The organism is Glaciihabitans sp. GrIS 2.15, from assembly GCF_035984695.1.
GTDB lineage: Bacteria > Actinomycetota > Actinomycetes > Actinomycetales > Microbacteriaceae > Lacisediminihabitans.
Window position 1 is genome coordinate 428,998 of sequence record NZ_JAXCHU010000001.1, and the last position, 22,616, is coordinate 451,613.

Annotated in this window: 22 protein-coding genes; 17 read left to right on the forward strand and 5 right to left on the reverse strand. The window is 66.7% G+C overall.

Annotation, left to right across the window (positions count from 1 at the left end; genetic code table 11):
• The first annotated feature begins 76 nt into the window (after window positions 1-76).
• The 3 genes from leuA (at window position 77) to RCH11_RS02075 (ending at window position 4,115) form a co-directional block, all read left to right on the forward strand.
• Window positions 77-1,837 carry a 2-isopropylmalate synthase gene (gene leuA / locus RCH11_RS02065; RefSeq protein WP_327055319.1) on the forward strand — a complete coding sequence of 587 codons (1,761 nt, stop codon included), beginning with the start codon at window positions 77-79 and terminating at the stop codon, window positions 1,835-1,837.
• A gap of 294 nt (window positions 1,838-2,131) precedes the next feature.
• Window positions 2,132-2,845 (forward strand): aminoglycoside 3'-phosphotransferase, encoded by a 714-nt coding sequence (locus RCH11_RS02070; protein WP_327055320.1) that lies wholly within the window; start codon window positions 2,132-2,134, stop codon window positions 2,843-2,845.
• 214 nt (window positions 2,846-3,059) lie between these two features.
• Window positions 3,060-4,115, forward strand: a complete 1,056-nt coding sequence (locus RCH11_RS02075) for a D-alanine--D-alanine ligase family protein (RefSeq protein WP_327055321.1) — start codon at window positions 3,060-3,062, stop codon at window positions 4,113-4,115.
• On the opposite strand, the gene RCH11_RS02080 is transcribed toward RCH11_RS02075, so the two are convergent.
• Window positions 4,090-4,479 (reverse strand): hypothetical protein, encoded by a 390-nt coding sequence (locus RCH11_RS02080; RefSeq protein ID WP_327055322.1) that lies wholly within the window; start codon window positions 4,477-4,479, stop codon window positions 4,090-4,092. The two genes, RCH11_RS02075 and RCH11_RS02080, sit on opposite strands and share 26 nt — an antisense overlap.
• Window positions 4,480-4,534: 55 nt before the next feature.
• Here RCH11_RS02080 and recO point away from each other — a divergent pair, with 55 nt between their 5' ends.
• Window positions 4,535-5,269, forward strand: coding sequence for a DNA repair protein RecO (gene recO, locus RCH11_RS02085; protein ID WP_327055323.1), 735 nt, complete (start codon window positions 4,535-4,537; stop codon window positions 5,267-5,269).
• Window positions 5,266-6,066, forward strand: a complete 801-nt coding sequence (locus tag RCH11_RS02090; protein WP_327055324.1) for an isoprenyl transferase — start codon at window positions 5,266-5,268, stop codon at window positions 6,064-6,066. Before recO ends, RCH11_RS02090 begins: the two co-directional genes overlap by 4 nt.
• 139 nt (window positions 6,067-6,205) lie before the next feature.
• Here RCH11_RS02090 and RCH11_RS02095 read toward each other — a convergent pair whose 3' ends face one another.
• Entirely contained in the window at window positions 6,206-6,589 is a 384-nt protein-coding gene (locus RCH11_RS02095; protein WP_327055325.1) for a hypothetical protein, read from the reverse strand.
• Between the two features lie 185 nt (window positions 6,590-6,774).
• On the opposite strand from RCH11_RS02095, the gene RCH11_RS02100 reads away from it, so the two are divergent.
• Window positions 6,775-7,848, forward strand: a complete 1,074-nt coding sequence (locus tag RCH11_RS02100; protein ID WP_327055326.1) for a Gfo/Idh/MocA family protein — start codon at window positions 6,775-6,777, stop codon at window positions 7,846-7,848.
• On the opposite strand, the gene RCH11_RS02105 is transcribed toward RCH11_RS02100, so the two are convergent.
• Window positions 7,849-8,799, reverse strand: a complete 951-nt coding sequence (locus tag RCH11_RS02105; protein WP_327055327.1) for a LysR family transcriptional regulator — start codon at window positions 8,797-8,799, stop codon at window positions 7,849-7,851. It abuts the gene before it with no gap.
• A 67-nt stretch (window positions 8,800-8,866) separates the two neighbouring features.
• Here RCH11_RS02105 and RCH11_RS02110 point away from each other — a divergent pair, with 67 nt between their 5' ends.
• The 9 genes from RCH11_RS02110 (at window position 8,867) to RCH11_RS02150 (ending at window position 18,249) form a co-directional block, all read left to right on the forward strand.
• Window positions 8,867-9,937: an aminotransferase class V-fold PLP-dependent enzyme gene (locus tag RCH11_RS02110; RefSeq protein WP_327055328.1), complete on the forward strand. Its 1,071-nt coding sequence runs from the start codon at window positions 8,867-8,869 to the stop codon at window positions 9,935-9,937.
• Window positions 9,938-10,155: 218 nt separating this feature from the next.
• Window positions 10,156-10,860 carry an NUDIX hydrolase gene (locus RCH11_RS02115; RefSeq protein WP_327055329.1) on the forward strand — a complete coding sequence of 235 codons (705 nt, stop codon included), beginning with the start codon at window positions 10,156-10,158 and terminating at the stop codon, window positions 10,858-10,860.
• Window positions 10,861-10,894: 34 nt separating this feature from the next.
• Entirely contained in the window at window positions 10,895-12,205 is a 1,311-nt protein-coding gene (gene nadA, locus RCH11_RS02120) for a quinolinate synthase NadA (RefSeq protein ID WP_327055330.1), read from the forward strand.
• Window position 12,206: 1 nt separating this feature from the next.
• Entirely contained in the window at window positions 12,207-13,766 is a 1,560-nt protein-coding gene (gene nadB / locus RCH11_RS02125) for an L-aspartate oxidase (protein WP_327055331.1), read from the forward strand.
• Entirely contained in the window at window positions 13,753-14,622 is an 870-nt protein-coding gene (gene nadC / locus RCH11_RS02130) for a carboxylating nicotinate-nucleotide diphosphorylase (RefSeq protein WP_327055332.1), read from the forward strand. Before nadB ends, nadC begins: the two co-directional genes overlap by 14 nt.
• Window positions 14,619-15,764 (forward strand): cysteine desulfurase family protein, encoded by a 1,146-nt coding sequence (locus RCH11_RS02135; protein WP_327055394.1) that lies wholly within the window; start codon window positions 14,619-14,621, stop codon window positions 15,762-15,764. The genes nadC and RCH11_RS02135 overlap by 4 nt, the downstream gene beginning before the upstream one ends.
• A gap of 56 nt (window positions 15,765-15,820) precedes the next feature.
• Window positions 15,821-17,206 (forward strand): glycine--tRNA ligase, encoded by a 1,386-nt coding sequence (locus tag RCH11_RS02140; RefSeq protein ID WP_327055333.1) that lies wholly within the window; start codon window positions 15,821-15,823, stop codon window positions 17,204-17,206.
• Between the two features lie 219 nt (window positions 17,207-17,425).
• Window positions 17,426-18,091 (forward strand): DsbA family oxidoreductase, encoded by a 666-nt coding sequence (locus tag RCH11_RS02145; RefSeq protein ID WP_327055334.1) that lies wholly within the window; start codon window positions 17,426-17,428, stop codon window positions 18,089-18,091.
• On the forward strand, window positions 18,088-18,249 hold the full coding sequence (locus RCH11_RS02150; RefSeq protein ID WP_327055335.1) for a hypothetical protein: 162 nt from the start codon (window positions 18,088-18,090) through the stop codon (window positions 18,247-18,249). Before RCH11_RS02145 ends, RCH11_RS02150 begins: the two co-directional genes overlap by 4 nt.
• 57 nt (window positions 18,250-18,306) lie before the next feature.
• Here the strand turns inward: RCH11_RS02150 and RCH11_RS02155 are convergent, their stop codons facing one another.
• Both RCH11_RS02155 and RCH11_RS02160 read right to left on the reverse strand, forming a co-directional pair.
• Complete coding sequence (locus RCH11_RS02155; RefSeq protein WP_327055336.1) at window positions 18,307-19,149, reverse strand: DUF2510 domain-containing protein; 843 nt, start codon at window positions 19,147-19,149, stop codon at window positions 18,307-18,309.
• A 174-nt stretch (window positions 19,150-19,323) separates the two neighbouring features.
• A complete protein-coding gene (locus RCH11_RS02160; RefSeq protein ID WP_442788985.1) occupies window positions 19,324-19,587 on the reverse strand; it encodes a YbaK/EbsC family protein in 264 nt (87 codons plus the stop codon).
• A 60-nt stretch (window positions 19,588-19,647) separates the two neighbouring features.
• Here RCH11_RS02160 and dusB point away from each other — a divergent pair, with 60 nt between their 5' ends.
• Both dusB and RCH11_RS02170 read left to right on the forward strand, forming a co-directional pair.
• Window positions 19,648-20,817 carry a tRNA dihydrouridine synthase DusB gene (gene dusB, locus RCH11_RS02165; protein WP_327055337.1) on the forward strand — a complete coding sequence of 390 codons (1,170 nt, stop codon included), beginning with the start codon at window positions 19,648-19,650 and terminating at the stop codon, window positions 20,815-20,817.
• On the forward strand, window positions 20,810-22,048 hold the full coding sequence (locus RCH11_RS02170; protein ID WP_327055338.1) for a deoxyguanosinetriphosphate triphosphohydrolase: 1,239 nt from the start codon (window positions 20,810-20,812) through the stop codon (window positions 22,046-22,048). The genes dusB and RCH11_RS02170 overlap by 8 nt, the downstream gene beginning before the upstream one ends.
• Window positions 22,049-22,616: the final 568 nt, after the last annotated feature.

The window sequence follows — 22,616 nt, forward strand, 5'->3', positions numbered from 1 at the left end:
CCTCCCTCGTCGCGGAGACTGGTGCTGCAACAGCGCCGTTGGCTGACCATCTCAGACCAAGCGAAAGAACGAGACAATGAAGAACACACAGTCGGCTTCTGCAATGCCGATCCACAAGTACCGCGCCTACCACGAGACCCTCACCGTGGACTTGCCCGACCGCACCTGGCCGTCCAAGCGCATCACCGTTGCACCGCGCTGGTGCGCTGTCGACCTGCGTGATGGCAACCAGGCCCTCATCGACCCGATGAGCCCCGAGCGCAAACGCATCATGTTCGATCTCCTGGTGCGCATGGGCTACAAGGAGATCGAGGTCGGTTTCCCGTCGGCATCCCAGACGGATTTCGACTTCGTGCGCAGCCTGATCGACGACGACCTGATTCCGGATGACGTCACTATCCAGGTGCTCACCCAGGCCCGCGACGCGCTGATCACCCGAACTTACGAGTCGCTCATCGGAGCAAAGCGGGCCATCGTGCACCTCTACAACTCCACGAGTGTGCTGCAGCGGGACGTCGTGTTCCGCACCGACAAGCAGGGCATCATCAACATCGCCCTCGAGGGCGCCCGGCTGTGCAAGGCTGCCGAATTGATCACTGCCGGCACAGAGATCTTCTACGAGTATTCGCCGGAGAGCTACACCGGCACCGAGCTCGAGTTCGCGCTCGAGGTCTGCAACAGGGTGATCGCGATCTTCGAGCCGACCCCGGAGCGCAAGGTCATCATCAACCTGCCCGCCACCGTGGAGATGGCAACCCCCAATGTGTATGCGGACTCTATCGAGTGGATGTCGCGCCGCCTCGACCAGCGGGAGAACATCATCCTCTCGCTGCATCCGCACAATGACCGTGGTACCGCGGTGGCCGCCGCCGAGCTCGGTTATCTCGCGGGAGCGGACCGCATTGAAGGCTGCCTGTTCGGCAACGGTGAGCGCACCGGTAACGTCGATATCGTCGCGCTCGGAATCAACCTGTTCACGCAGGGAATCGATCCGCAGATCGACTTCAGCGACCTCGACGAGGTCAAGCGCACCGTCGAATACGTGAACCAACTGCCGGTACCCGAGCGTCATCCGTGGGCCGGTGACCTGGTTTACACCGCGTTCAGCGGCTCCCACCAGGATGCGATCAAGAAGGGCTTCGAGGCGATGGCCGCGGATGCTGCCGACAAGGGCGTCACCGTCGATGACCTCGTTTGGGCGGTGCCGTACCTGCCGATCGACCCCAAGGACCTCGGGCGCAGCTACGAGGCCGTGATCCGCGTCAACTCGCAGTCGGGCAAGGGTGGCGTCGCCTACCTGCTCAAAAACGACCATGCTCTCGACCTGCCTCGCAAGCTCCAGATCGAGTTCTCCGGTGTCGTTCAGGCCAAGACGGATGCCGAGGGCGGCGAGGTCACCAGCGCCCAGATCTGGGAGATATTCCAGGACGAATACCTCCCGGCCGCGTCGGCCGAGGACAAGTGGGGCCAGTTCGAACTTTCCTCCACCCGCACGCAGAGCGACATGTCTGGCACTGTTTCGCTTCACACCGAGTTGCGGGTTGGAGAGCAGTTCGTATCGACCGATACGACCGGCAACGGTCCGATTGCGGCCTTCCTCAACGTGCTGACCGAGCAGGGCGTCGAGGTCAAGCTTTACGACTACGTCGAGCATGCCCTCAGCGGTGGTGGTGATGCCCTGGCTGCGGCCTACGTCGACCTGAATGTGAATGGCGTGCGCCTCTGGGGCGTCGGCATCGATGCGGACATCTCCACCGCATCCCTCAAGGCGGTCGTCTCGGCGGTCAATCGGGCCGTTCGCTCGGAGTCGGGCGATCGGGAGCTGGCCTCGGTGTAGGGCTCGCCGCCGGTGTCTCCGCTGCGCTGGGTGACACCCGTGCCGAAACGTGCGGGCGCGCGTGTCTCCGCTGCGCTGGGTGACACCCGCGCCGAAACATGCGGGCGCGCGTATCTCCGCTGCGCTGGGTGACACCCGCGCCGAAACATGCGGGCGCGGGTGTCACTCGCGGGCGCGCAGAGTGGTGGTGTGGCCCGAGTGGCGGTGTGATTCGAGGAAACGCGGCTCGGGTGCTCGGCGCGGCTCGGGTGATGTGCGGCCGAGAGACGCCGGCGCGATGTGTACGCTGACACCATGCAAGCGGGGCCATTCGACTGCGTCACGCCACCTCCCGCCCTCGCCGCACTGGGGACGCTTGTGCCAGTGTGGCGCAATGAGCTCGGCGGTCTGACCTTCCGGGGGCGAATCGGCGCAGAATCCATTTTCGTCAAATGGGCGCCCATCGGGTTCGGACTCGATCTCGCCGCAGAACGGGACCGGATGCTGTGGGCGATCGCCCACACCCCGGTGCCGGTGGTACTCGACTACCAAGAAACCCCCGAGGGCGAGTCGTTGGTGACGCGAGCAATCGAGGCGGCGAACGCGGTAAGCGCCCGCTGGATTGCCGATCCCGCCGGTGCGGTGCGTGCACTCGCGATCGGCCTGCGTCACTGGCACGATGCCCTTCCGGTGGCGGACTGCCCGTTCGACTGGTCTCCTGGCACGCGGATCAGGGGCCTCTCCGGGGTCGGTGGCCTCGCGTCATCCCCCTCGGTGGACCGGTTGGTGGTCGCTCACGGCGACCCGTGTGCACCCAATACGCTGCTCTCCGACGACGGAATCGCCGTCGCCCATGTCGACCTGCAACGACTCGGAGTTGCAGACCGGTGGTCGGATATCGCAGTCGCTGCCCGCAACACGGCCCTCAACTATGGTCCGGGTTGGGAGCGGCTGTTTCTGGAGGCCTACGGGGTGGAGCCGGACCCCGCTCGACAGCAGTACTACCTCGAGCTCTGGGATCGAACCTGATGGTATTGCGCGGCGGAATATCCGTCGAACGTACCAGCCAGAGAGGTAAACCGGCCAGGAGGTCGTATTCGGCGGCGAAGGCCGTCGCCGTCGCCCGTCGGTATTCTGGGAGCATGACACGGTTGGAGTCTCCGTACTCCGCTTCGGACACCACCCCCTGCCCGCACGGGCCGCATGGACCGGTGCCACACCAATCAGAGAAAAGGACTTCCCTGTGAAGCGCATTGGCATCATCTTCGGCGGGGCGAACAGCGAGCACGAAGTGTCGTGCAGCTCCGCGCGTAGCGTGGCATCCCACCTTGATCCGCTGCGATTCGTAGCGGTGCTCATTGGCATCGACCGCGCGGGCAGCTGGCATCGCCTCGAATCCGTGGAAGCTCTCGCCGATGCCACCGACGGAACCCGTTTTCCTGATCTCGACCAGGTGGACGTCGTCTTTCCCGCTTTGCATGGCCGGTTTGGCGAGGACGGCACGGTGCAGGGCCTCCTCGAGCTCGCCCGCATCCCGTATGTGGGATGCGGAGTGCTCTCGAGTGCGCTCGCGATGGACAAGCTCCTCGCCCAACGATTGCTCGAGCTGGCCGGCATCCAGACCATCCCAACCTCTGCCGTGACGAGAGCCACAGTGGCCGACGCGGTCTCGCTCGCTGATGCGCTGGGGTATCCCGTCTTCGTCAAGCCGAACCGCTCGGGGTCGAGCGTTGGAGCCAGCCGAGTCGAGTCCGCCGAGTCACTGGCCGCTGCCGTCGCTCTCGCGCTGGAACACGATTCGACCGCTCTGATTCAGACCACAATCGTTGGCGATGAAGTGGCTCTCGGAGTGCTCCAGCAGCTCGACGGCAGCCTCGCCGTCGGCGCACCGTTGCGCATCGTCACCGAGGACTCCACGGCCTTCTTCGACTACACCGCCAAATACACGGTCGGGGGAGGAGCGACTCTCGAAGTGCCAGCCCAGATCCCGGATGCTGCAACCGAGCGGCTCAGGGAGCTCGCGATACTGGCCTTCCGCACCCTCGACTGCGAGGGACTCGCGCGCGTGGATTTCTTCCTCGGGGCCGACGGCACGATCACGATCAACGAGGTCAACACACTGCCGGGACTGACCGCGTTCAGCCAGTATCCGCGCATGTGGCAGGCCGTCGGCGTGAGCTATACGGAGCTGCTCAGCCGCCTCATCGATCGTGCGGTCGTCGCCTTCACCGGCGAGCAGAGCGTCGTCGCCATCTCGGCATCCGCTCCAGGCGTCACTGCTCCGGCAGGCTCCATCTGACGAGCACGGCGAGCACCCTCACCCCGAACGTGACCGCGGTGCAGACGACCGCAGTGACGAATATCGGCGCATCAAGGGCGACAGGTGTCACCAGCGTGCCGGCGCCCGAAACAGAGGCGATTGCATAGAGTGATCCGACGTGCATCGGGGCGATCAGCAGGCTGAGGAGCAGGTCGAGTCGGCGATCGCGGAACTGCGCGGCGAACTTGGCGCCCTGCACTCCGCCGACCGCGATGGCGAGTAGATCGGCGCAGGGTAGATCGGCGCAGGGCAGATCGGCGCAGAGTAGATCGGCGCAGAGTAAATCGGCGCAGAGTAGATCGGCGCAGAGGGGAATGATCGCAGGGCTGGCGTTCACAGTCATTGCTCCCACGGCACGGCACGCGGGTCTCCCCAGCCGCGACGACGATAATTGGCAGATGCCCCTTTATCGTGACGAAGCCGTCGTGCTGCGCACCCACAAACTGGGTGAGGCCGACCGTATCGTCACCATGCTGACCCGCCAGCATGGCAAGGTGCGCGCCGTGGCCAAGGGCGTGCGACGTACGGCATCCAAGTTCGGGGCGCGGCTCGAACCCTTCATGGTCGCCGATGTGCAGCTCTACGAAGGGCGCAGTCTCGACATCATCACGCAGGCCGAATCCGTCGGCTCCTATGGCGCGGACATCACCGCGGACTACGGAAGTTACACCGCCGCGAGCGCCATGGTCGAGACGGCCGACAAGCTCACCGAGGGCGAACCGAGCCTCCAGCAGTACCTGTTGTTGGTCGGCGCGCTCCGTTCGCTCGCCCGCCGCGAGCACGGATCGAGCCTCACCCTCGACTCCTATCTGCTCCGCGCCCTGTCGATCGCGGGCTGGAGCCCGAGTTTCGATGACTGTGCCATCACCGGCGTGCCTGGCCCGCACTCCGCCTTCGTCGTGCAGCTCGGTGGGGTGGTCGCGGATGCCGTCGCGCCGCCCGGTGCGCCCCGTCTCGATGCGAAGACCCTCCTGCTGCTCTCCTCGCTGCTCACCGGTGAGTGGGAAACGGCGGATGAGGCGGACGACCGCACCCGATCCCAGGCCAGTGGCGTCGTTGCCGCTTACACGCAGTTTCATCTCGACCGGGGGTTGCGCTCCCTCCAGCATGTGGATCGGCGGGTCACCTCATGACAGTGCGCAAGACGCATCGCGACGCCGTCGACTTCACCCCCGTCGACTGGACCGGCCTCTATCCGCCGAAGCTCCCGAGGAACGCCGTTCCCGAGCATGTCGCGATCGTGATGGATGGCAACGGACGCTGGGCCAATGGCAAGGGCCTCACCCGGGTCGAAGGCCACAAGGCGGGGGAAGCCTCGCTGTTGGATGTCGTGGCCGGCGCCATCCAGATCGGGGTGAAGCACCTGAGCGTCTATGCCTTCTCGACCGAGAACTGGAAGCGCTCGCCCGACGAGGTTCGCTTCCTGATGGGCTTCAACCGCGATGTGCTGCATCGTCGACGCGACCAGCTGAACGACTGGGGCGTTCGGGTGCGCTGGGCGGGACGGAAGCCCAGGCTCTGGGCATCCGTCATCGATGAATTGCAGTTCGCCGAACGCCTGACGGCCGGCAATTCGGTGCTGACCCTCACGATGTGCGTCAACTACGGGGGGCGAACCGAGATCGCGGATGCCGTGCGCGGCATCGCCGACGATGTGGCCGCCGGTCGACTCAAACCGTCCGGCATCTCGGAGAAGACCATCCAGAAGCGGCTCTACGCGCCCGAGCTCCCGGATGTCGACCTCTTCGTGCGCAGCTCCGGCGAGCAGCGCACCAGTAATTTCATGCTCTGGCAGAGCGCCTATGCCGAGATGGTGTTCCTCGACACGCTCTGGCCGGACTTCACCCGCGAGCAGCTGTGGGACGCGATTGTGCTCTACGCCCAGCGCACCCGTCGCTTCGGCGGGGCGATCGACGCGCCCTCGGCCTGACCCGCGCCCTGCACGCCGCCTCGCCGCGCCTCGCGTTGCTGGTGACCTAAAACGCAGGAGATTCGCCAGGAAACGGCCGCTTTCGCCCCGAAACCCCGCAGTTGGGGGCGGATCTCCTGCGTTTTCGGAGTGCAGTGGGTTAGCAGGATTTTGCGAGCGGCCCGGCGAGCCACGCCTCGACCGCACGCTGGGTCCGCAGCCTCACGACCTGAAGGTGCGGATGCTCCCGAGCCGCGAGCGGCACGGAGCGGAGATACGACCGCTGGTGTGCCAGGGCCAAGCGGATGATTCCCTCCCGGTTCACCAGTGCATGCCATAGCCCCGGCTCGGTATTTCCGTTCCACAGCTCACGCTGCGTGCGGCTGCGGATGATCGTTCGGCGCACTACCCGGGAGACGGCGATGGGGGAGGGCAGGTCGAGGGCATCCGAGATCCGGCGGGCGAGGGTCGACTTGCCGACCCCGGTCACGCCGGCGACCACAACGCGCACGGGGCAGTGGACCGGATCGCGGAAGGAGAGCATCGGTCCCGTCTGCGGGCTGGATACCGCGGGTGATGATCTCCCGCCGCGCCGTCGATGTGTCGCCCGCCTCCGGCGCCCACCTCCGGCGCCCACCTCCGGCGCCCACCTCCGGCGCCCGCCTCCGGCGCCCACCTCCGGCGCCCGCCTCCGTCTGGAGCATTCCCGGCGGCCGATATTCTGGGCTCATGAGCACCATCGACCCGCCACCTCTCGACCAGACCCCCATCCGCACCGGAATCATCGGCTACGGGCTCTCCGGCCGCATCTTCCATGCGCCGTTCATCGCCGCGAACCCCCGGTTTTCGCTCGAGGTCGTCGCCACGAGCCACGCCGGCCGCCAGGCGGTGGCCCGGTCGCAGCATCCGGCCATCGATACCGTCAACACCCCCGGCGAACTCATCGAGCGCGGGCTCGACCTCGTGGTGCTCGCCTCCCCGGGACACGCCCACCTCGAGCAGGGTCTCGCCGCGCTTGCTGCCGGATCCGCGGTCGTCGTCGATAAGCCGTTTGCCGCATCCGTCGCCGAGGCCGAACAGCTCATCGCGGCGGCGGAGGCCGCCGGTCGACCGCTGATGGTCTTCCAGAACCGCCGCTGGGATGGCGACTTCCTCACCGTGCAGAAGCTTCTCACCGAGGGCGTGCTCGGCACCGTTCACCGCTTCGAGTCGACCTTCGAGCGCTGGTCTCCCGGCCTGCGCGACCGCTGGCAGGACACCACGACGAGCGCGCAGGGGGCGGGCATCACCTTCGACCTTGGCAGTCACCTCATCGACCAGGCGCTGCTTCTCTTCGGCCCGGCGACCATTGCGGATGCCGAGCTCTCGATCCTGAGAAAGGGCGGCGTCAGCGACGACGAGTCCTTCATCTCGCTGCTCCACGCCTCCGGGACGCGATCCCACCTCACCATCAGCCGCTTCGCCGGGCAGAACGGGCCGCGCTTTCGGGTGCTCGGCGATCGATCCGCCTTCACGATCTACGGGCTCGACACCCAGGAGCCCGCTCTCATGGCCGGGGGATCACCCACCGACGAGAGATTCGGGGCCGCGCCGGAAGACACCTGGGGCACTGTCGGAATCACCGGTTCGGGGGAGTTCCCGCTGACGAAAGTGCCGACCGAACGGGGGCACTACGCGGGGTTCTATGCCGGTGTGGCGGCCACGATCCGCGACGGTGCAGCGCTGCCGGTCGATCCAAGAGGCGCCCTCGAAACTCTGCGGATCATCGAAGGCGTCCACGGCTTCACCCGCGAGCGTCGGTAGCTAGACGGCGACCAAGCCCCAGTCGTTTCCGTTGAGTCCGTGCAGCACGCGGCTGGTCGCCGCGAGACTCGGCACCCGCCGGGCGCCTTCGTTCGCGATCAGGTGGATGCTCCGCGCGCTGGCCGGCGTGTGGGAGCGGATCACCGCACCCGGCGGCACCGCCGCGGCCACCAGCGCAAGCCGCGGGAGCATGGCCACGCCGAGGCCGCTCGCAACCATGTTGATCACCGCGATGGCATTGTCGGTCTCGAAGGCGATCGCCGGGGCGAAGCCGGCGAGTTCGCACACGGCGAGGAGATGCCCACGACAGCGCGGGCATCCGGCGATCCAGCGTTCGTCAGAGAGCCCGGCGAGGTCCACCACGTGCTGGTCGCCCAGGGGATGCCCCGTCGGGAGCACCACCACCGTGTCTTCGGTGAACAGCGTCTCGGATCCGAGCCCGTTGGCGCTGTCGACGTGCGGGTCGGAACGGTCCCCGGGATAACTGAAGGTGATCGCGAGGTCGATACTGCCCTCCCGGAGCATCGCCACGGCCTCCGGGGGCTGCGCCTCAACGTAGTTGACCCGCACCCCGGGGTGCTCAACGGCCATGGCCGCGAGCAGGCGGGGCACGATCGTCGAAGACGCGGTCGGAAAGGCCGCCAGGCGCACCGTTCCCGTGCGCAGCCCGGCAAGGTCGGCGAGGTCTCCGGATGCCGCCTCGAGGGCCGAGGCGATTGTAAGGGCGTGGCGTGCGAGCACCGTACCCGCTTCGGTGAGGCGCACCGAGCGACCCACGCGCGTGACCAGCGGCAGATTGAGGCGGGCTTCGGCTCGCTGCACGTGCTGGCTCACGGCGGGCTGGCTGTAGCCGAGCAGGCGAGCGGCTCCCGTGATGGTGCCGGCATCGGCGATGGCACGCACGATCCGGATCGTCTGCAGGTCGAGTTGCGGATCGAAAGAGAGCGTCATAACTCGATGTTATTGGTTCCATCAAAAGTATGCTCTTGTCGCATAGTTGATCCGTCGTCATGCTGGGATGATGACGACCGCCACGCGACCCGCTCTCTCCGCCGAACTCCAGCGGGCACGGGCGAACTTCGAACCGTCGAGCGGGTTTCTCGCCGTCGCGTCGATTGGCATCCCGACCCGGGAGACCGTCGCCGCCCAGAAGGCCGATCTCGACCTCTGGGGCGCTGCGCGTCGCGATCCGATGGACTACGACGCCATCGTCGAGCGCACGCGACGGTCCTATGCGCGGCTGGTTGGAGTCACCCCGGATCGCGTCGCCACCGGCTCGCAGACCTCGGTGATCACCAGCCTCGTGGCGGCGGGCGTGCCCGATGGTGCCGAGGTTCTCAGTGTGGACGGCGACTTCTCGTCGATCGTGTTCCCGCTGCTGCAACGTCCGAGCATCCGTGTGCGCACCGTTGCGCTAGCGGACCTCGCCGCGTCCATCTCCGACGACACCTGGCTTGTCGTGTTCTCGCACATCCAGTCATCCACCGGAGTGGTGGCGGATGTCCCGGCCATCGTCGCCGCGGCGAAAATCCACGACGCGTACACGTTCTGCGACACCACCCAATCCGCCGGGGTGCATCCGGTGGACGCCACGCTCTTCGACGCGACCGTCTGCCACACCTACAAGTGGCTGTGCGCTCCCCGGGGGGTCGCATTCCTCACGCTGCGCGAGGGGTTCCAGGCGAAGCTGCGCCCCCTCCAGGCCGGCTGGTACGCGGGGGACCAGGTCTGGCAGTCCTGTTACGGACCGCACATGACGCTGGCAACCGACGCCCGCGCCTTCGACGTCTCGCCGGCCTGGCCGGCCTGGGTCGGTGCGGAGCCGGCCATCCGCATGTTCTCCGAGCTCGACATCGAGGAGGTCTGGGCGTACGCGAGCGGTCTCGGCGATGCGCTCTGCGACGGTCTCGGCATCCCGCAGCAGCACCAGGCGATCGTGACCTGGGCAGATCCGGATGCCTCCGATCTGCACAAACTCGTCGCGGCCGGTATCAGGGCCTCCGGCCGGGCCGGCCGACTGCGCGCCGCCTTCCACCTGTGGAACGACGAGGCGGATGTCGCGGCCGTGATTGCCGCGCTCCGCGCCTGAGCGCAGCCTCGCCCAGTTCGAGCGGGAACAGGTGCGACCTCCAGCCGGCTAACTCGCACCACCCCCCGGGTCGATCCATCCGGATGGCGGTCCCGTTCCGCGCGTCGACAGACCAGCGCGTCGAACTCCCAGGAGTGACTCAGGTGCACCGCTCCGATCGCGCCAAATTCGCGTGTTAGAGTCAAAATGACTCTTACTAATCGGATAGCGGGAAAACAATGAACGCCAGGGCACCCCAGCACGACGCGGCCCTCGTCTCCCTCGCCGTTTCCACGGTGATCTTCGCCCTCAAGGCTGACAGCGCGGGCGAGACGGCGTCACTTCGACTACCACTGGTGCGTCGCATCCGCGAACCGTTTACTGGCCGGTGGGCGTTACCCGGTGGACCGATCGACCCGACCGAAGGCCTCGAACGCGCGGCCGGGCGCCATTTGCTCGACACCACGGCGCTCAGCCCCACCTACCTCGAGCAGCTCTATGCCTTCGGCGGGATCGATCGATCGCCGGGCGATCGGGTCGTCTCCATCGTCTATTGGGCACTCGTGCGGTCGGAGGAAGCGCAGCTTGCGGCCGTGGGTGAGAACGTGCGCTGGTTCTCGGCCGATGACCTCCCGCCGCTCGCTTTCGACCACAACGCCATCGTCGAATACGCCCTCTGGCGGCTGCGCACCAAGGTGGAGTACAGCCGGATCGCGAATGCCTTTCTCGGCGAGACCTTCACCCTGGCCGAGTTGCGCGACGTGCATGAAGCCGTGCTGCGGCGCGCCATCGACCCCGCCAACTTCCGGCGCCAAATGGAATCCTCGCCGGCGATCATCGCCACCGGTGAACACCTCTCCGGTGGGCGTCATCGCCCGCCGAAGCTCTACCGCTACAACGGCGCGGTCGAACTCACCGACCGCGGGCCGTTGACGCGTTCCTAGCCGCAAACCTCGATTCAGAACCCAAGGAGCCACCGTGTCCTCTGTCGACACCACCATCCAGCTCATCCGCACCGGAGCGATTCCCGGCACCGTCTGCAGCCCAGACCTCGCCGACGGCCCGTGGGTGTTCGACCGCCAGCCCGAGCCGAGCTATGGTCCCGGCTCGTCGATGGGAGACATCATCCCGGTCGGCAGCCCGCGCCAGGGCCAGCTGCCCGCGGAGTATCGCACCGCTTCCAACAACGAGCTCGCCGCCCGTATCCACGCCGCGAAGCAGACGCTCGGCAACCGCGTTGTCGTGCTCGGGCATTTCTACCAGCGGGATGAGGTGGTGCAGTTCGCCGACTTCATTGGCGACTCCTTCCAACTCGCCAACGCCGCCCGTTCCACCCCGGCTGCGGAGGCGATCGTCTTCTGCGGCGTGCACTTCATGGCCGAGACCGCGGACATCCTCGCTTCCCCACACCAGTCGGTGATCCTGCCAAACCTCGCCGCGGGGTGCTCGATGGCCGACATGGCCGATATCGACTCGGTCGAGGAATGCTGGGAGCAGCTCGCCGAGCTCTACGGAACGCAACCGGATGCCGACGGCCGCGCACCGGTCATCCCGGTCACCTACATGAATTCCTCCGCCGCCCTCAAGGGATTCTGCGGAGACCACGGCGGCATCGTCTGCACCTCGTCCAATGCTTCGACCGTGCTCGAGTGGGCCTTCGAGCGTGGCCAGCGGGTGCTCTTCTTCCCCGACCAGCACCTCGGTCGCAATACCGCGAAGGCGATGGGCGTGCCGCTTACGCGCATGCCGATGTGGAACCCGCGTAAACCGCTGGGGGGCAACAGCCGCGCCGAGCTGGCGGATGCCCGCGTCATCCTCTGGCACGGCTTCTGTTCGGTACACAAGCGCTTCAGCGTCGGCCAGATCGAGAAGGCGCGCGCCGAGTTTCCCGGGGTGACTGTTCTCGTGCACCCCGAGTGCCCGATGGAGGTCGTTGACGCCGCGGATGCCGCCGGCTCGACCGACTTCATCGGCAAGGCCATCGCGGGCGCGTCCGAACCGACGACATTTGCGATCGGTACCGAGATCAACATGGTCAACAGGTTGGCAACGCAGCATCCCCAGCACACGATCTTCAGCCTCGATCCGGTCGTCTGCCCGTGTTCGACGATGTACCGGATCCACCCCGGTTACCTGGCCTGGGTGCTCGAGGCTCTCGTGCGCGGAGAGGTGCTCAACCAGATCACAGTGCCGGAGCGGGTAGCCGCCCCCGCCCGGATCGCCCTCGAGCGGATGCTCGCGGCCAAGCCCGGCGCGCCCGTGGTTCCGGCCGACGTGATCGGGGATTGACATGGTCACGCCCCGAGTAATTGTGGTCGGCACCGGAATCGCTGGACTGGTCGCCGCCCTGCGGGCCGCCCGCACCCACACGGTGACCCTCGTGACCAAGGCCGAGCTGGGGGAGAGCAACACCCGGTATGCGCAAGGCGGTATCGCGGCGGTGATGTTCCCGGACGACAGTGTCGGCGCGCACATCGACGACACGCTGGCGGCCGGGGCAGGGCTCAACTCGCGGGAGGCGGTCGAGATCCTCTGCGCCGAAGGGCCCGATCGCATCCGCGACCTGGTGGCACTTGGGGTGGAGTTCGACCATGAAAATGGCCTGCTCGCGCGGGGACGGGAGGCTGCCCATTCGAGCGCGCGGGTCCTGCACGCGGGCGGAGACGCGACCGGCGCCGGCATCGAGAGCGCCCTGGTGCGGGCCGTCCGGGCTTCTAACGTGAGCGTCCTCGAATTCACCTTCGTTCGCGACCTTCTCGTCGTCGATGGGCAGGTACGCGGAGTCGAGACCGTCGATAGTGCGGGCGCGATTCGTCGGCTCGAAGCGGATGCCGTGATCCTGGCGAGTGGGGGAGCCGGGCAGCTCTACGCCCACACCACCAACCCAGCGGTTGCCACCGGCGATGGTGCTGCCGCAGCCTTCCGGGCCGGTGCCCGCCTTGCCGATGTCGAGTTCTACCAGTTCCATCCGACCTCGCTGGCGGTGCCAGGCAACTTCCTCGTGTCCGAAGCGGTGCGCGGCGAGGGCGCCCTGCTTCTCGACGCGACCGGACGCCGGTTCATGGCGGACTGGCATCCGGATGCCGAACTCGCGCCGCGGGACGTGGTCGCCCGCGGCATCGCTCGCCAGGTGGCCGTCCAGGACGGTGCGCCAGTGCTGCTCGACGCCACCGGTCTCGGTGCCGCCTTCCTCGAAGCGCGCTTCCCTGGCATCGACCGCGTGAGTCGGGCCCACGGGTTTGACTGGTCACGGGAGCCGATCCCGGTCACTCCCGCCGCCCACTACTGGATGGGCGGTATCGAGACCGATCTCCGGGGGCGCAGTTCCCTGCCTGGCCTGTATGCCGTTGGCGAGGTCGCCAGCACGGGAGTTCACGGCGCCAACCGCCTTGCCTCCAATTCGCTGCTCGAGTCCCTCGTATTCGCCTGGCGATCGGTGGACTCTTTGGGGCAGCCGTGGCCAGAGGATCACCCGGCGCCCGACACCGTCCTGCGCGATCCGATCGGAAGCGACGGCGAGCCGTTCGTGCGGGCCGAATTGCAGCATCTGCTCTGGGACACCGCCGGGATGTTCCGCTCGGCGCCAGCGCTGGAATCCGCCCGCTCGCGCATCGCCGGCTGGAGCGCGCCATCCGGGCTCTCGTTCGCCGCGCTGGAAGACCGCAACCTTCTCGAACTCGCCGGTCTCCTGGTGGGGGCGGCGCTGGCCCGCCGGGAATCGCGAGGCGCCCACTTCCGCGACGACTATCCAGAGGCGGATCCGCGCTTCGCCCGGCACTCGACCGTGCAGGTCACCCCCATCGCCCCGGGACCCCATGCAACGAAGGAGACCAGTCATGCTCTCGTCTAGCCAGATCGAACCGGTCGTGCGGATGGCGCTCGCCGAGGATGCCCCGTGGGGGGATATCACCTCGGAGTCACTGATCCCGGAGGGCGCCCTTGCCACGGCCAGCCTCATCGCGCGTGAACCGGGAGTGTTCAGTGGGGGAGAAGTCTTCACGGCCGCAATGAGACTCTCGGATGCTCGCATCCGAGTGGCTGAATTGGTCGACGATGGCGCGCGCTTCGAAACCGGTGCGGTGCTTGCTACGGTGACCGGCCCGGCGCGCGCTGTGCTGCAGGCCGAACGGGTCGGCCTCAATTTCGTGCAGCGGATGTCCGGTATCGCCACACTCACCGCTCGCTACGTCACCGAGACGGCCGGCACGGCCGCGCGCATCGTCGACACCCGCAAGACCACGCCGGGCCTCCGGGCCTTCGAACGCCACGCTGTGCGCTCTGGCGGCGGATTCAACCACCGGTTCTCGCTGTCGGACGCGGTAATGGCGAAAGACAATCACCTTGCGGTGCTCACCGCTGGTGGGCGGGATCTCACCCAGGCTCTGCGCGAGGTGCGCACCCGCCTTGGGCACACCGTTCACCTCGAGGTGGAAGTGGATCGTCTCGACCAGATCGAGTCGGTGCTCGCCGCGGGCGTCGACACCATCATGCTCGACAATTTCAGCCTCGAGCAGCTGCGAGAGGGAGTCACCCTGATCGCTGGTCGGGCGCTCATCGAGGCGAGCGGCTCGGTGAACCTTGACACCGTCGGGGCGATCGCCCGCAGTGGGGTCGACATCATCTCGGTCGGAGCCCTCACCCACAGCGTGCACTCTCTCGATCTCGGTCTCGATATCGCGGTCGGCCCTTGGCCCGATCAGCCGTGATCTACCTCGACTCCGCCGCGACGACGGCGGTTCGCCGCGAGGTGCTCGAGGCGATGTGGCCCCACCTCACCGCGGAGTTCGGTAACCCCTCGAGTCACAACGAGCCAGGGGTATCCGCCTCCGCAGCGCTCGCGGATGCCCGGGCCAGGGTCGCGGCGGTCCTCGGCTGCCGGGGCTCAGAGGTCGTGTTTACCTCGGGCGGCACGGAGGGGGCGAATCTTGCGGTCACCGGAATCGCGCTCGCCACTCCGCGTGGTCGCCACATCGTGACGACCGCGATTGAGCATCCGGCCGTGCTTGAGAGTTGCGACTACCTCGAGCGGTTCCACGCATTCGAGATCACCCGTCTCGCGGTGCACAGCGACGGACTGGTCGACCTGCGCGAGCTCACCGACGCGCTGCGGAGCGGTACCACGCTCGTGAGCGTGATGTATGCCAATAACGAGATCGGCACCGTGCAAGCCATCGCCGCCGTCGCGCGAGCCGCCCACGCGGTCGGAGCGGCGATGCACACCGATGCGGTGCAGGCCCCCGGATCGCTCCCTCTCGATGTGCGCAAACTCGGCGTCGATGCCCTCAGCATCTCCGGTCACAAGTTCGGAGCCCCGAAGGGTGTCGGGGCGGTCTTCCTCGCGTCGCGGATCGCGATCGAACCGCTCATCCGCGGTGGTGGACAGGAACGTGGCCGGCGGTCAGGCACCGAGAATGTGGCGGGCGCCGCCGGACTCGCGGTCGCGCTGGAGCTGGCGGAACAGGCGCGTATGGCGAACACTGTCGGCCTCGCCGAAGCGCGCGACCGCTTCATCCGCGACATCCTCTGCGCGGTTCCGAGCGCGCGGCTCACCGGCTCGGCCTCCTCGCGGCTGCCGGGCAATGCCTCGTTTACCTTCGCGGGAACCAGTGGGGAGTCGATCGTGGTCGAACTCGAGCGGCGAGGCATCATCTGTGCGAGTGGGTCCGCCTGCGCGGCCGGCAGCGACGAACCATCGGCAGTGCTTCTCGCGATCGGAATCACCCCGGAGGTCGCCCACACGGCCGTACGTTTCAGCTTCACCGAGGCCCTCGGAATCGATGATTTGGCCGTCGTCGCGAGGGAGTTGCCGCGCGCGGTGGCCGCAGTCGGAGCGGGCCGCACAAACTAGGCTTGTGCTTTGCCCTGCGACCGCGCATCCAGCGCGGCTGAGATTTGGAGTTTCCTGTGGCCAACGCCTCCCCGCTCGATCCCGTAATCAATCTCGCCAAGCGTCGAGGATTCGTCTTTCAGTCGGGCGAGATCTATGGGGGATCGCGTTCCGCCTGGGACTACGGGCCTCTCGGTACGGCGCTCAAAGAGAACATCAAGCGCCAGTGGTGGCAGTTCATGGTGCAGGGTCGGGACGATATCGTGGGGCTCGACTCCGCCGTCATCCTTCCCCGGCGCGTGTGGGAGGTCTCCGGTCACGTCGACGTGTTCAGCGACCCGCTGGTGGAATCACTACACACGCACAAGCGCTACCGTGCCGATCACCTGCTCGAGGCCTACGAGGAGAAGCACGGTCACCCGCCGGTCAACGGCTTGGCCGACATTAAAGATCCCGACACCGGGCAGCCGGGCTCGTGGACCGAGCCGCAGAACTTCTCCGGACTGCTCAAGACTTTTCTCGGCCCGGTCGACAACGAGGAGGGGATGCACTATTTGCGCCCAGAGACCGCCCAGGGGATCTTCACCAACTTCGCCAATGTGCTCGCCACCTCACGCCTGAAGCCACCCTTCGGTATCGCGCAGGTCGGCAAGAGTTTCCGCAACGAGATCACCCCCGGAAACTTCATCTTCCGCACGCGCGAGTTCGAGCAGATGGAGATGGAGTTTTTCGTCGAGCCCGGCACCGACGACGAATGGTTCGAGTACTGGATCGACGCCTGCGAGGCGTGGTTCACCGACCTCGGTATCACCCCGGGCAACATTCGTCGCTTCGAGCACCCGAAGGAGAAGCTCTCGCACTATTCAAAGCGCACCGTCGACCTCGAATACCGTTTCCGGTTCGCCGGCAGCGAGTGGGGCGAGCTCATGGGCGTTGCCAACCGAACCGACTTCGATCTCAAGACACACTCCGAGGGCTCGGGGGTCGACCTGTCCTACTTCGACCAGACCAAGAACGAGCGCTGGATTCCCTTCGTGATCGAGCCGGCTTTTGGCCTCACCCGCGCGCTCATGGCCTTCCTCGCCGACGCGTATCACGAGGACGAGGCGCCTAATACGAAGGGCGGAGTCGACAAGCGCACCGTTTTACGCCTCGATCGACGACTCTCTCCGGTGAAGGTCGCTGTGCTCCCGCTGTCGCGCAACGAGCAGCTATCGCCCGTCGCCCGCGCACTTGCGGCCGACCTGCGCAAGTATTGGAATATCGAGTTCGATGACGCCGGCGCAATCGGGCGCCGCTATCGCCGCCAGGATGAAATCGGCACCCCGTTCTGCATCACCATCGACTTCGACACCCTCGAAGACAACGCGGTTACGGTGCGCGAACGGGATTCCATGGCCCAGGAGCGCATCTCACTCGACCGTGTCGTGGCATATCTCGCCGAGCAACTCGTAGGGGCGTAGTCACCGCCACCAGAAAAAGCGTCGATCTATCGGCGCGTCTGATGCGAGAGACGGTCCTGTCTGCCCATATGTTCGGAACTGGCCGGAGGTCGGGCGTTCGGGACGACCGCTCCTGCCTGCGTTGCCAGCAATGGCTGTGAGCCCCCGGGTACGGGTACCCGGGGGCTTATTTTTCACCGGGTGAAGGAATAGGTCGCCCGGCCTGATGTTGCACCCAGCGTGACTCATGCATCCACTTCCCCGATCAAGGTCGATATCTGGTCCGACGTGCAGTGCCCCTGGTGCTACATCGGCAAGCGCAAATTCGAGGCGGGTGCTGCCGCCTTTGGTGGTGTGGTCGAGATCGAGTACCACTCCTTCGAGCTGGCTCCCGACACTCCCGTCGACTTCGACGGCAGCCCGGTCGACTACTTGAGCCAGCGCAAGGGCATGCCGGTGGAGCAGGTCACCCTGATGCTCGCGAACGTCACCGGGATTGCGGCTTCGGTTGGGCTCGACTACGACTACGACCATGTGCACCAGACCAACACGGTGAAGGCTCACGAGCTGATTCATTACGCGAAGTCAGAGGGCCGGCAGCTCGAGATGAAGGAGCGGCTACTCAAGGCATACTTCGTGGATGGCCGCCATGTGGGTCGTATTGAGGATCTCGCAGACCTCGCGGCCGAAATCGGTCTCGACCGTTCCGAGGTTGTGCGGGTGCTCACCGACGAAACGTATCTGGCGGATGTGAAGGCCGACGTCGCCCAGGCAGTCGCGTACGGCATCCAGGGCGTGCCATTTTTTGTGATCGACGGCACTTATGGGGTCTCTGGGGCACAGGATGCGGCAACCTTCACTAAGGTGCTCGAACAGGTACGAACCGAACGGGAGGCAATCAAGTGACGGATGCCGTGACCACGCCAGTGACGATCCCCGCACGTATGCCGCTCACCCCCCTTGGCGATCCGGCGGCCGCTGCCTGCGAGGGCGATTTCTGTGCGGTTCCCGGCCACCACGAGCAGGCCGTGGTGAACCACCGACTCGACGAAGACCTGTTGTAGTCCGTTCCTAGCGATTTATCGGCGTGGAGGCTGCGCGAAATCTGCCCGAGCGATCATCTATTGCTGCACCGGGGCATCGACCGCAAACCGCCGCGGCTCCAGCACGTGCGCGGTAAACCGCACCGCCCGGCCGGTGGCGTCGCTAGCGGCACAGTCGAAGCTCGAGCCGACGATCGTCACCGGAGCTCCGTCTGGACAGCTGACCGTCCAAGACACCGAAGTCTGCCGATGAAGTTCGGTGGATGCCTGCCGTTCGAGCAGGCGGAGCGACGCGGTATCCATCCGGGCGTTGGCGATCGGCGTGAGCGCGAGGAAGGTGAGTGCCGCTGCCGTGAAGGCCGTAAGCACATAGACGTTGCCGGGAGAATTCGCTCGAATACCCTGCTTCTTCAGGACCACTCGGCGCGCGACAAAATAGGCGATCGGAGGAAGCAGCAGTATCCACCACGCGGAGGCAGCATTGAGTCCCCGGGCCCGGAGCACCGTGCTGTCCCAGATCGCGAGGCATGCCACGAGCGCGAAGAGTGCGAAAAAGGTCACCAGGGCAACGAGCGGGGAAGCCATGGAGAGCAGCGTGCCTGAGGCTGTTCGCACTCCGACCGCAACTGCGACAACGCTTGCGATCAGCCACACACCCCAGGTGTGAGCGCTCGGGTTCGTTGGCTGAACCCTATATGCCGGCGGTGCCGCCTCGAGGACCCGCGGAGCAATGGGAGCAAAGAGGTTTCCGACTCGCTCGGGTGTCGAGGTTATGTCGCCGATGAGCGCAGGTTGCTCAGGCACCGGAGTGAAATGCTCTGTCCAGGAGGCGCCTGACCACCAGCGAAGTGCACCGGACCCCGCGGGATCGAGGTACCAGCCTGCCGCCGGCCCGCCTGCCATTGTCACTGTCTCGGACACGGGACTGCCTTTCGCTGGGATCTCCCTGAGTCTAAAGAGACGTGAGCGAAGCTCGCGAGCCCCCTATTCGGGGCTCGGTCGACCGCAGCTAACCGTCACAAACTGTTGTCTCGCCGAACGCAGAAGACCGTTCGTGACGTTTCAGGCAGGGGACATGACGCGGGCTTGGGCCACTCAACCGGTGATGTCGGCGCCGGTCGCGCCGGAGGCCGCGGTGAGTCCATCGGCCTCCACGAACGAGCTGTAGCCGGCCTCTCCTGCCCCCATAGCGACCCGCCCTCCGACCATCGAGACGTCGGCGAAGACGGGCCAGGTGGTAGAACTGCCGAGCGGCGTGATCGTGCCGCGCTCGAATCCGGTCGCCTCGAGCGCCGAGTCGGCGGCGGGCCGCATGACCATCTCGATTTCGAGGCCACGTGCCGTGGCATCCGCCAGCACTCGTGCTCGTCCGGTGAGGGCAGTTACGTCGGGTTCCCCTTTGCCTGAGAGAATTGAGGGATGACCATGACAGCCGCTCCCGAAAAGAGCGTACAGAAGAGCCTGCAGATCGGGCCGCTCGCGCTCGCGGTGCCGGTCGTGCTCGCTCCGATGGCTGGCATCACCAACACCGCGTTCCGTCGGCTCTGCCGCGAATTCGGAGCCGGTCTCTACGTCTCCGAGATGATTACGAGCCGCGCCCTGGTCGAGCGCACGGAGGGTTCGATGCGACTCATCAGGCACCACGAGTCCGAGACGCCGCGCAGCATCCAGCTCTACGGCGTCGACCCGAAGACCGTATCCGAAGCGGTCACCATGCTCGTCGCCGAAGACCGCGCCGACCACATCGACCTGAACTTCGGATGCCCCGTTCCGAAGGTCACCCGCAAGGGCGGGGGAGCAGCGCTCCCGTGGAAGCTCGACCTCTTCCGGGACATCGTCGAGGGTGCGGTGAAAGCCGCCGGCGCACTCCCGCTCACCATCAAGATGCGAAAGGGCATCGACTCCACCCATCTCACCTACCTGGAGGCCGGGCGCATCGCCGAGGGCGTCGGAGTGGCGAGCATTGCCCTTCACGCGCGCACAGCATCAGAGTTCTACAGCGGTCACGCCGACTGGTCGGCGATCGCCCAATTGAAAGAGGCGATCGGCGGCGTTCCGATCCTCGGCAACGGCGACATCTGGTCGGGCGCCGACGCGATCCGGATGATGGACGAGACCGGATGCGACGGGGTCGTGGTCGGCCGCGGCTGCCTCGGTCGCCCATGGCTGTTCGGTGAACTCGCCTCGGCCTTCGCCGGAGAATCCGACATCCCCCAGCCCCCTCTCGGCACCGTTGCCGAGACCCTGCGCCGCCACACCGAACTCCTCGTGGACTTCTTCGATGGCGACGAGGACCACGCCTGCCGTGACATCCGCAAGCACATCGGCTGGTACTTCAAGGGCTACCCGGTGGGCGGCGATATCCGCTCCTCGCTCGCCACGGTGGAGAGCCTTCAGCAGATGGATGACCTTCTCGGCCGTCTCGACTGGACACTGCCGTATCCCGGTGCCGATGCGGAAGGCCCGCGTGGCCGGGCTGGAACGCCGAAGCGCACCTCGCTTCCGAACGGATGGCTCGACAGCCGAGAGCTTGCCGACACCCAGCGCGCCGAGGTCGCCGAAGCAGAGATTCACAACAGCGGTGGTTGAGACCTACTCGGAGCACGACACCGCGCGCTGGTTTCCGGAAGAACACTCAAGCCGCCGAAGCGACTTCGCCCGCGACCGTGCCCGCCTCCTGCACTCGAGTGCGCTGCGACGACTGGCCGCGAAGACCCAGGTACTGAGCCCGGCCGCCGGACTCGATTTCGCCCGAAACCGGCTCACCCATTCACTCGAGGTCGCCCAGGTCGGTCGCGAACTTGCCACGAGCCTCGGGCTGGACCCGGATGTCGTCGACACGGCGTGTCTGGCCCACGACCTCGGGCATCCGCCCTTCGGCCACAACGGGGAGCGTGCCCTCAATACCTGGGCCGCCGACATCGGCGGTTTCGAGGGTAACGCGCAGACCCTCCGCCTGCTCACCCGTATCGAACCGAAGGTCTTCGGCCCGGACGGCCGCTCCTATGGCCTCAACCTCACCCGGGCGAGCCTCGACGCGAGCTGCAAGTATCCGTGGCCCGAGAGCTCCTCGGTGGGGGATCCGAGCGGTCGGGCAAAGTTCGGCTTCTACGCGGACGATGTCGAGGCATTCCACTGGTTGCGTGCCGGCGCCCCGAATCGTCGCCTGTGCATCGAGGCCCAGGTGATGGATCTTTCCGATGACATCGCCTATTCCGTTCACGACTTCGAGGATGCCGTGGTGAGCGGCTACATCGACGTGAAGGCGCTCGGAGCGCGGGTCAACCACGATGCCCTCGTCGATTCGATGTTCGCCTGGATCGGCGGGGAGCTCGACCACGACGAGCTCATTGCCGCTTTCGACCGTCTCGATTCCCTCGACGTCTGGCTGGAAGACTGGGATGGCAGCCGCATGGCGCAGGGTCGCCTCAAGAACCTCACCAGCCAGCTGATCGGTCGATTCGCCGCCGCGGCGGTGCAGGCCACGCGCACCCAGGACGGTGGGAGCCTCATCCGCTTCGGCGCTGACATCATCGTGCCGCGCGAAATCCGGGCGGAGATCGCCGTGCTCAAGGGCATTGTCGCCGCCTTCGTGATGTCGAAGAATACCCGCCAGCCCATCTACACGCAGCAGCGCGCGGTGCTCACCGAACTCGCCACGACGCTGATGCACCGGGGCGCGGCCTCGCTCGATCCGGGATTTGCGGCGGACTGGCGGTCCGCGACGACAGATGCCGGTCAGAAGCGTGCGGTTGTCGACCAGGTGGCGAGCCTGACCGACCAGTCCGCAATGGCCTGGCACGAGCGCATCGTCGGTTAGTCGGGCTTGTGCGCCGCTGGTGCCAGCTTCCGCGCCGCTTGGTGCCAGCGTCCGCGCCGCTGGTGCCAGCCTCCGCGCCGCTGGTGCCAGCCTCCGCGCCGCTGGGTGACACTCGCGCCCGAACATTTGGGCGCGCGTGTCACTCGCAGCCGCGCAGTTGTGTCGCCACCGCGCCGCGCCACCGAGCCCCTGCGGTGCCGCGCCACCGCGCCGCGCCACCGAGCCCCTGCGGTGCCGCGCCACCGCGCCGCGCCACCGAGCCCCTGCGGTGCCGCGCCACGGTGCCGTGCCTCCGCGCCTCTGGGTGACACTCGCGCCCGAACATTTGGGCACGCGTGTCACTCGCGGCCGCGCAGTTGTGTCGCCACCGCGCCGCCGAGCCGCGCCGCCGAGCCGGGCCACGGAGCCGCGCCGCGGAGCCCCTGCGGTGCCGCCCCACTTGTGCCAGCTTCCGCGCCTCTGGGTGACACTCGCGCCCGAACATTTGGGCGCGCGTGTCACTCGCGGCCGCGCAGTTGTGTCGCCGCCGAGCCGCGCCACCGTGCCGAGCCGCGCCGCCGAGCCGGGC

Bases quoted from the DNA above. Each gene is read 5' to 3' on its own strand.
- RCH11_RS02100 (WP_327055326.1), top strand. From the start codon at position 6,775: ATGAGCACCATCGACCCGCCACCTCTCGACCAGACCCCCATCCGCACC.
- RCH11_RS02080 (WP_327055322.1), bottom strand. From the start codon at position 4,479: ATGACTGTGAACGCCAGCCCTGCGATCATTCCCCTCTGCGCCGATCTA.
- recO (WP_327055323.1), top strand. From the start codon at position 4,535: ATGCCCCTTTATCGTGACGAAGCCGTCGTGCTGCGCACCCACAAACTG.
- dusB (WP_327055337.1), top strand. From the start codon at position 19,648: ATGACCATGACAGCCGCTCCCGAAAAGAGCGTACAGAAGAGCCTGCAG.
- RCH11_RS02110 (WP_327055328.1), top strand. From the start codon at position 8,867: ATGATGACGACCGCCACGCGACCCGCTCTCTCCGCCGAACTCCAGCGG.
- nadB (WP_327055331.1), top strand. From the start codon at position 12,207: ATGGTCACGCCCCGAGTAATTGTGGTCGGCACCGGAATCGCTGGACTG.
- nadC (WP_327055332.1), top strand. From the start codon at position 13,753: ATGCTCTCGTCTAGCCAGATCGAACCGGTCGTGCGGATGGCGCTCGCC.
- RCH11_RS02095 (WP_327055325.1), bottom strand. From the start codon at position 6,589: ATGCTCTCCTTCCGCGATCCGGTCCACTGCCCCGTGCGCGTTGTGGTC.
- leuA (WP_327055319.1), top strand. From the start codon at position 77: ATGAAGAACACACAGTCGGCTTCTGCAATGCCGATCCACAAGTACCGC.
- RCH11_RS02070 (WP_327055320.1), top strand. From the start codon at position 2,132: ATGCAAGCGGGGCCATTCGACTGCGTCACGCCACCTCCCGCCCTCGCC.
- RCH11_RS02115 (WP_327055329.1), top strand. From the start codon at position 10,156: ATGAACGCCAGGGCACCCCAGCACGACGCGGCCCTCGTCTCCCTCGCC.
- RCH11_RS02105 (WP_327055327.1), bottom strand. From the start codon at position 8,799: ATGACGCTCTCTTTCGATCCGCAACTCGACCTGCAGACGATCCGGATC.
- RCH11_RS02090 (WP_327055324.1), top strand. From the start codon at position 5,266: ATGACAGTGCGCAAGACGCATCGCGACGCCGTCGACTTCACCCCCGTC.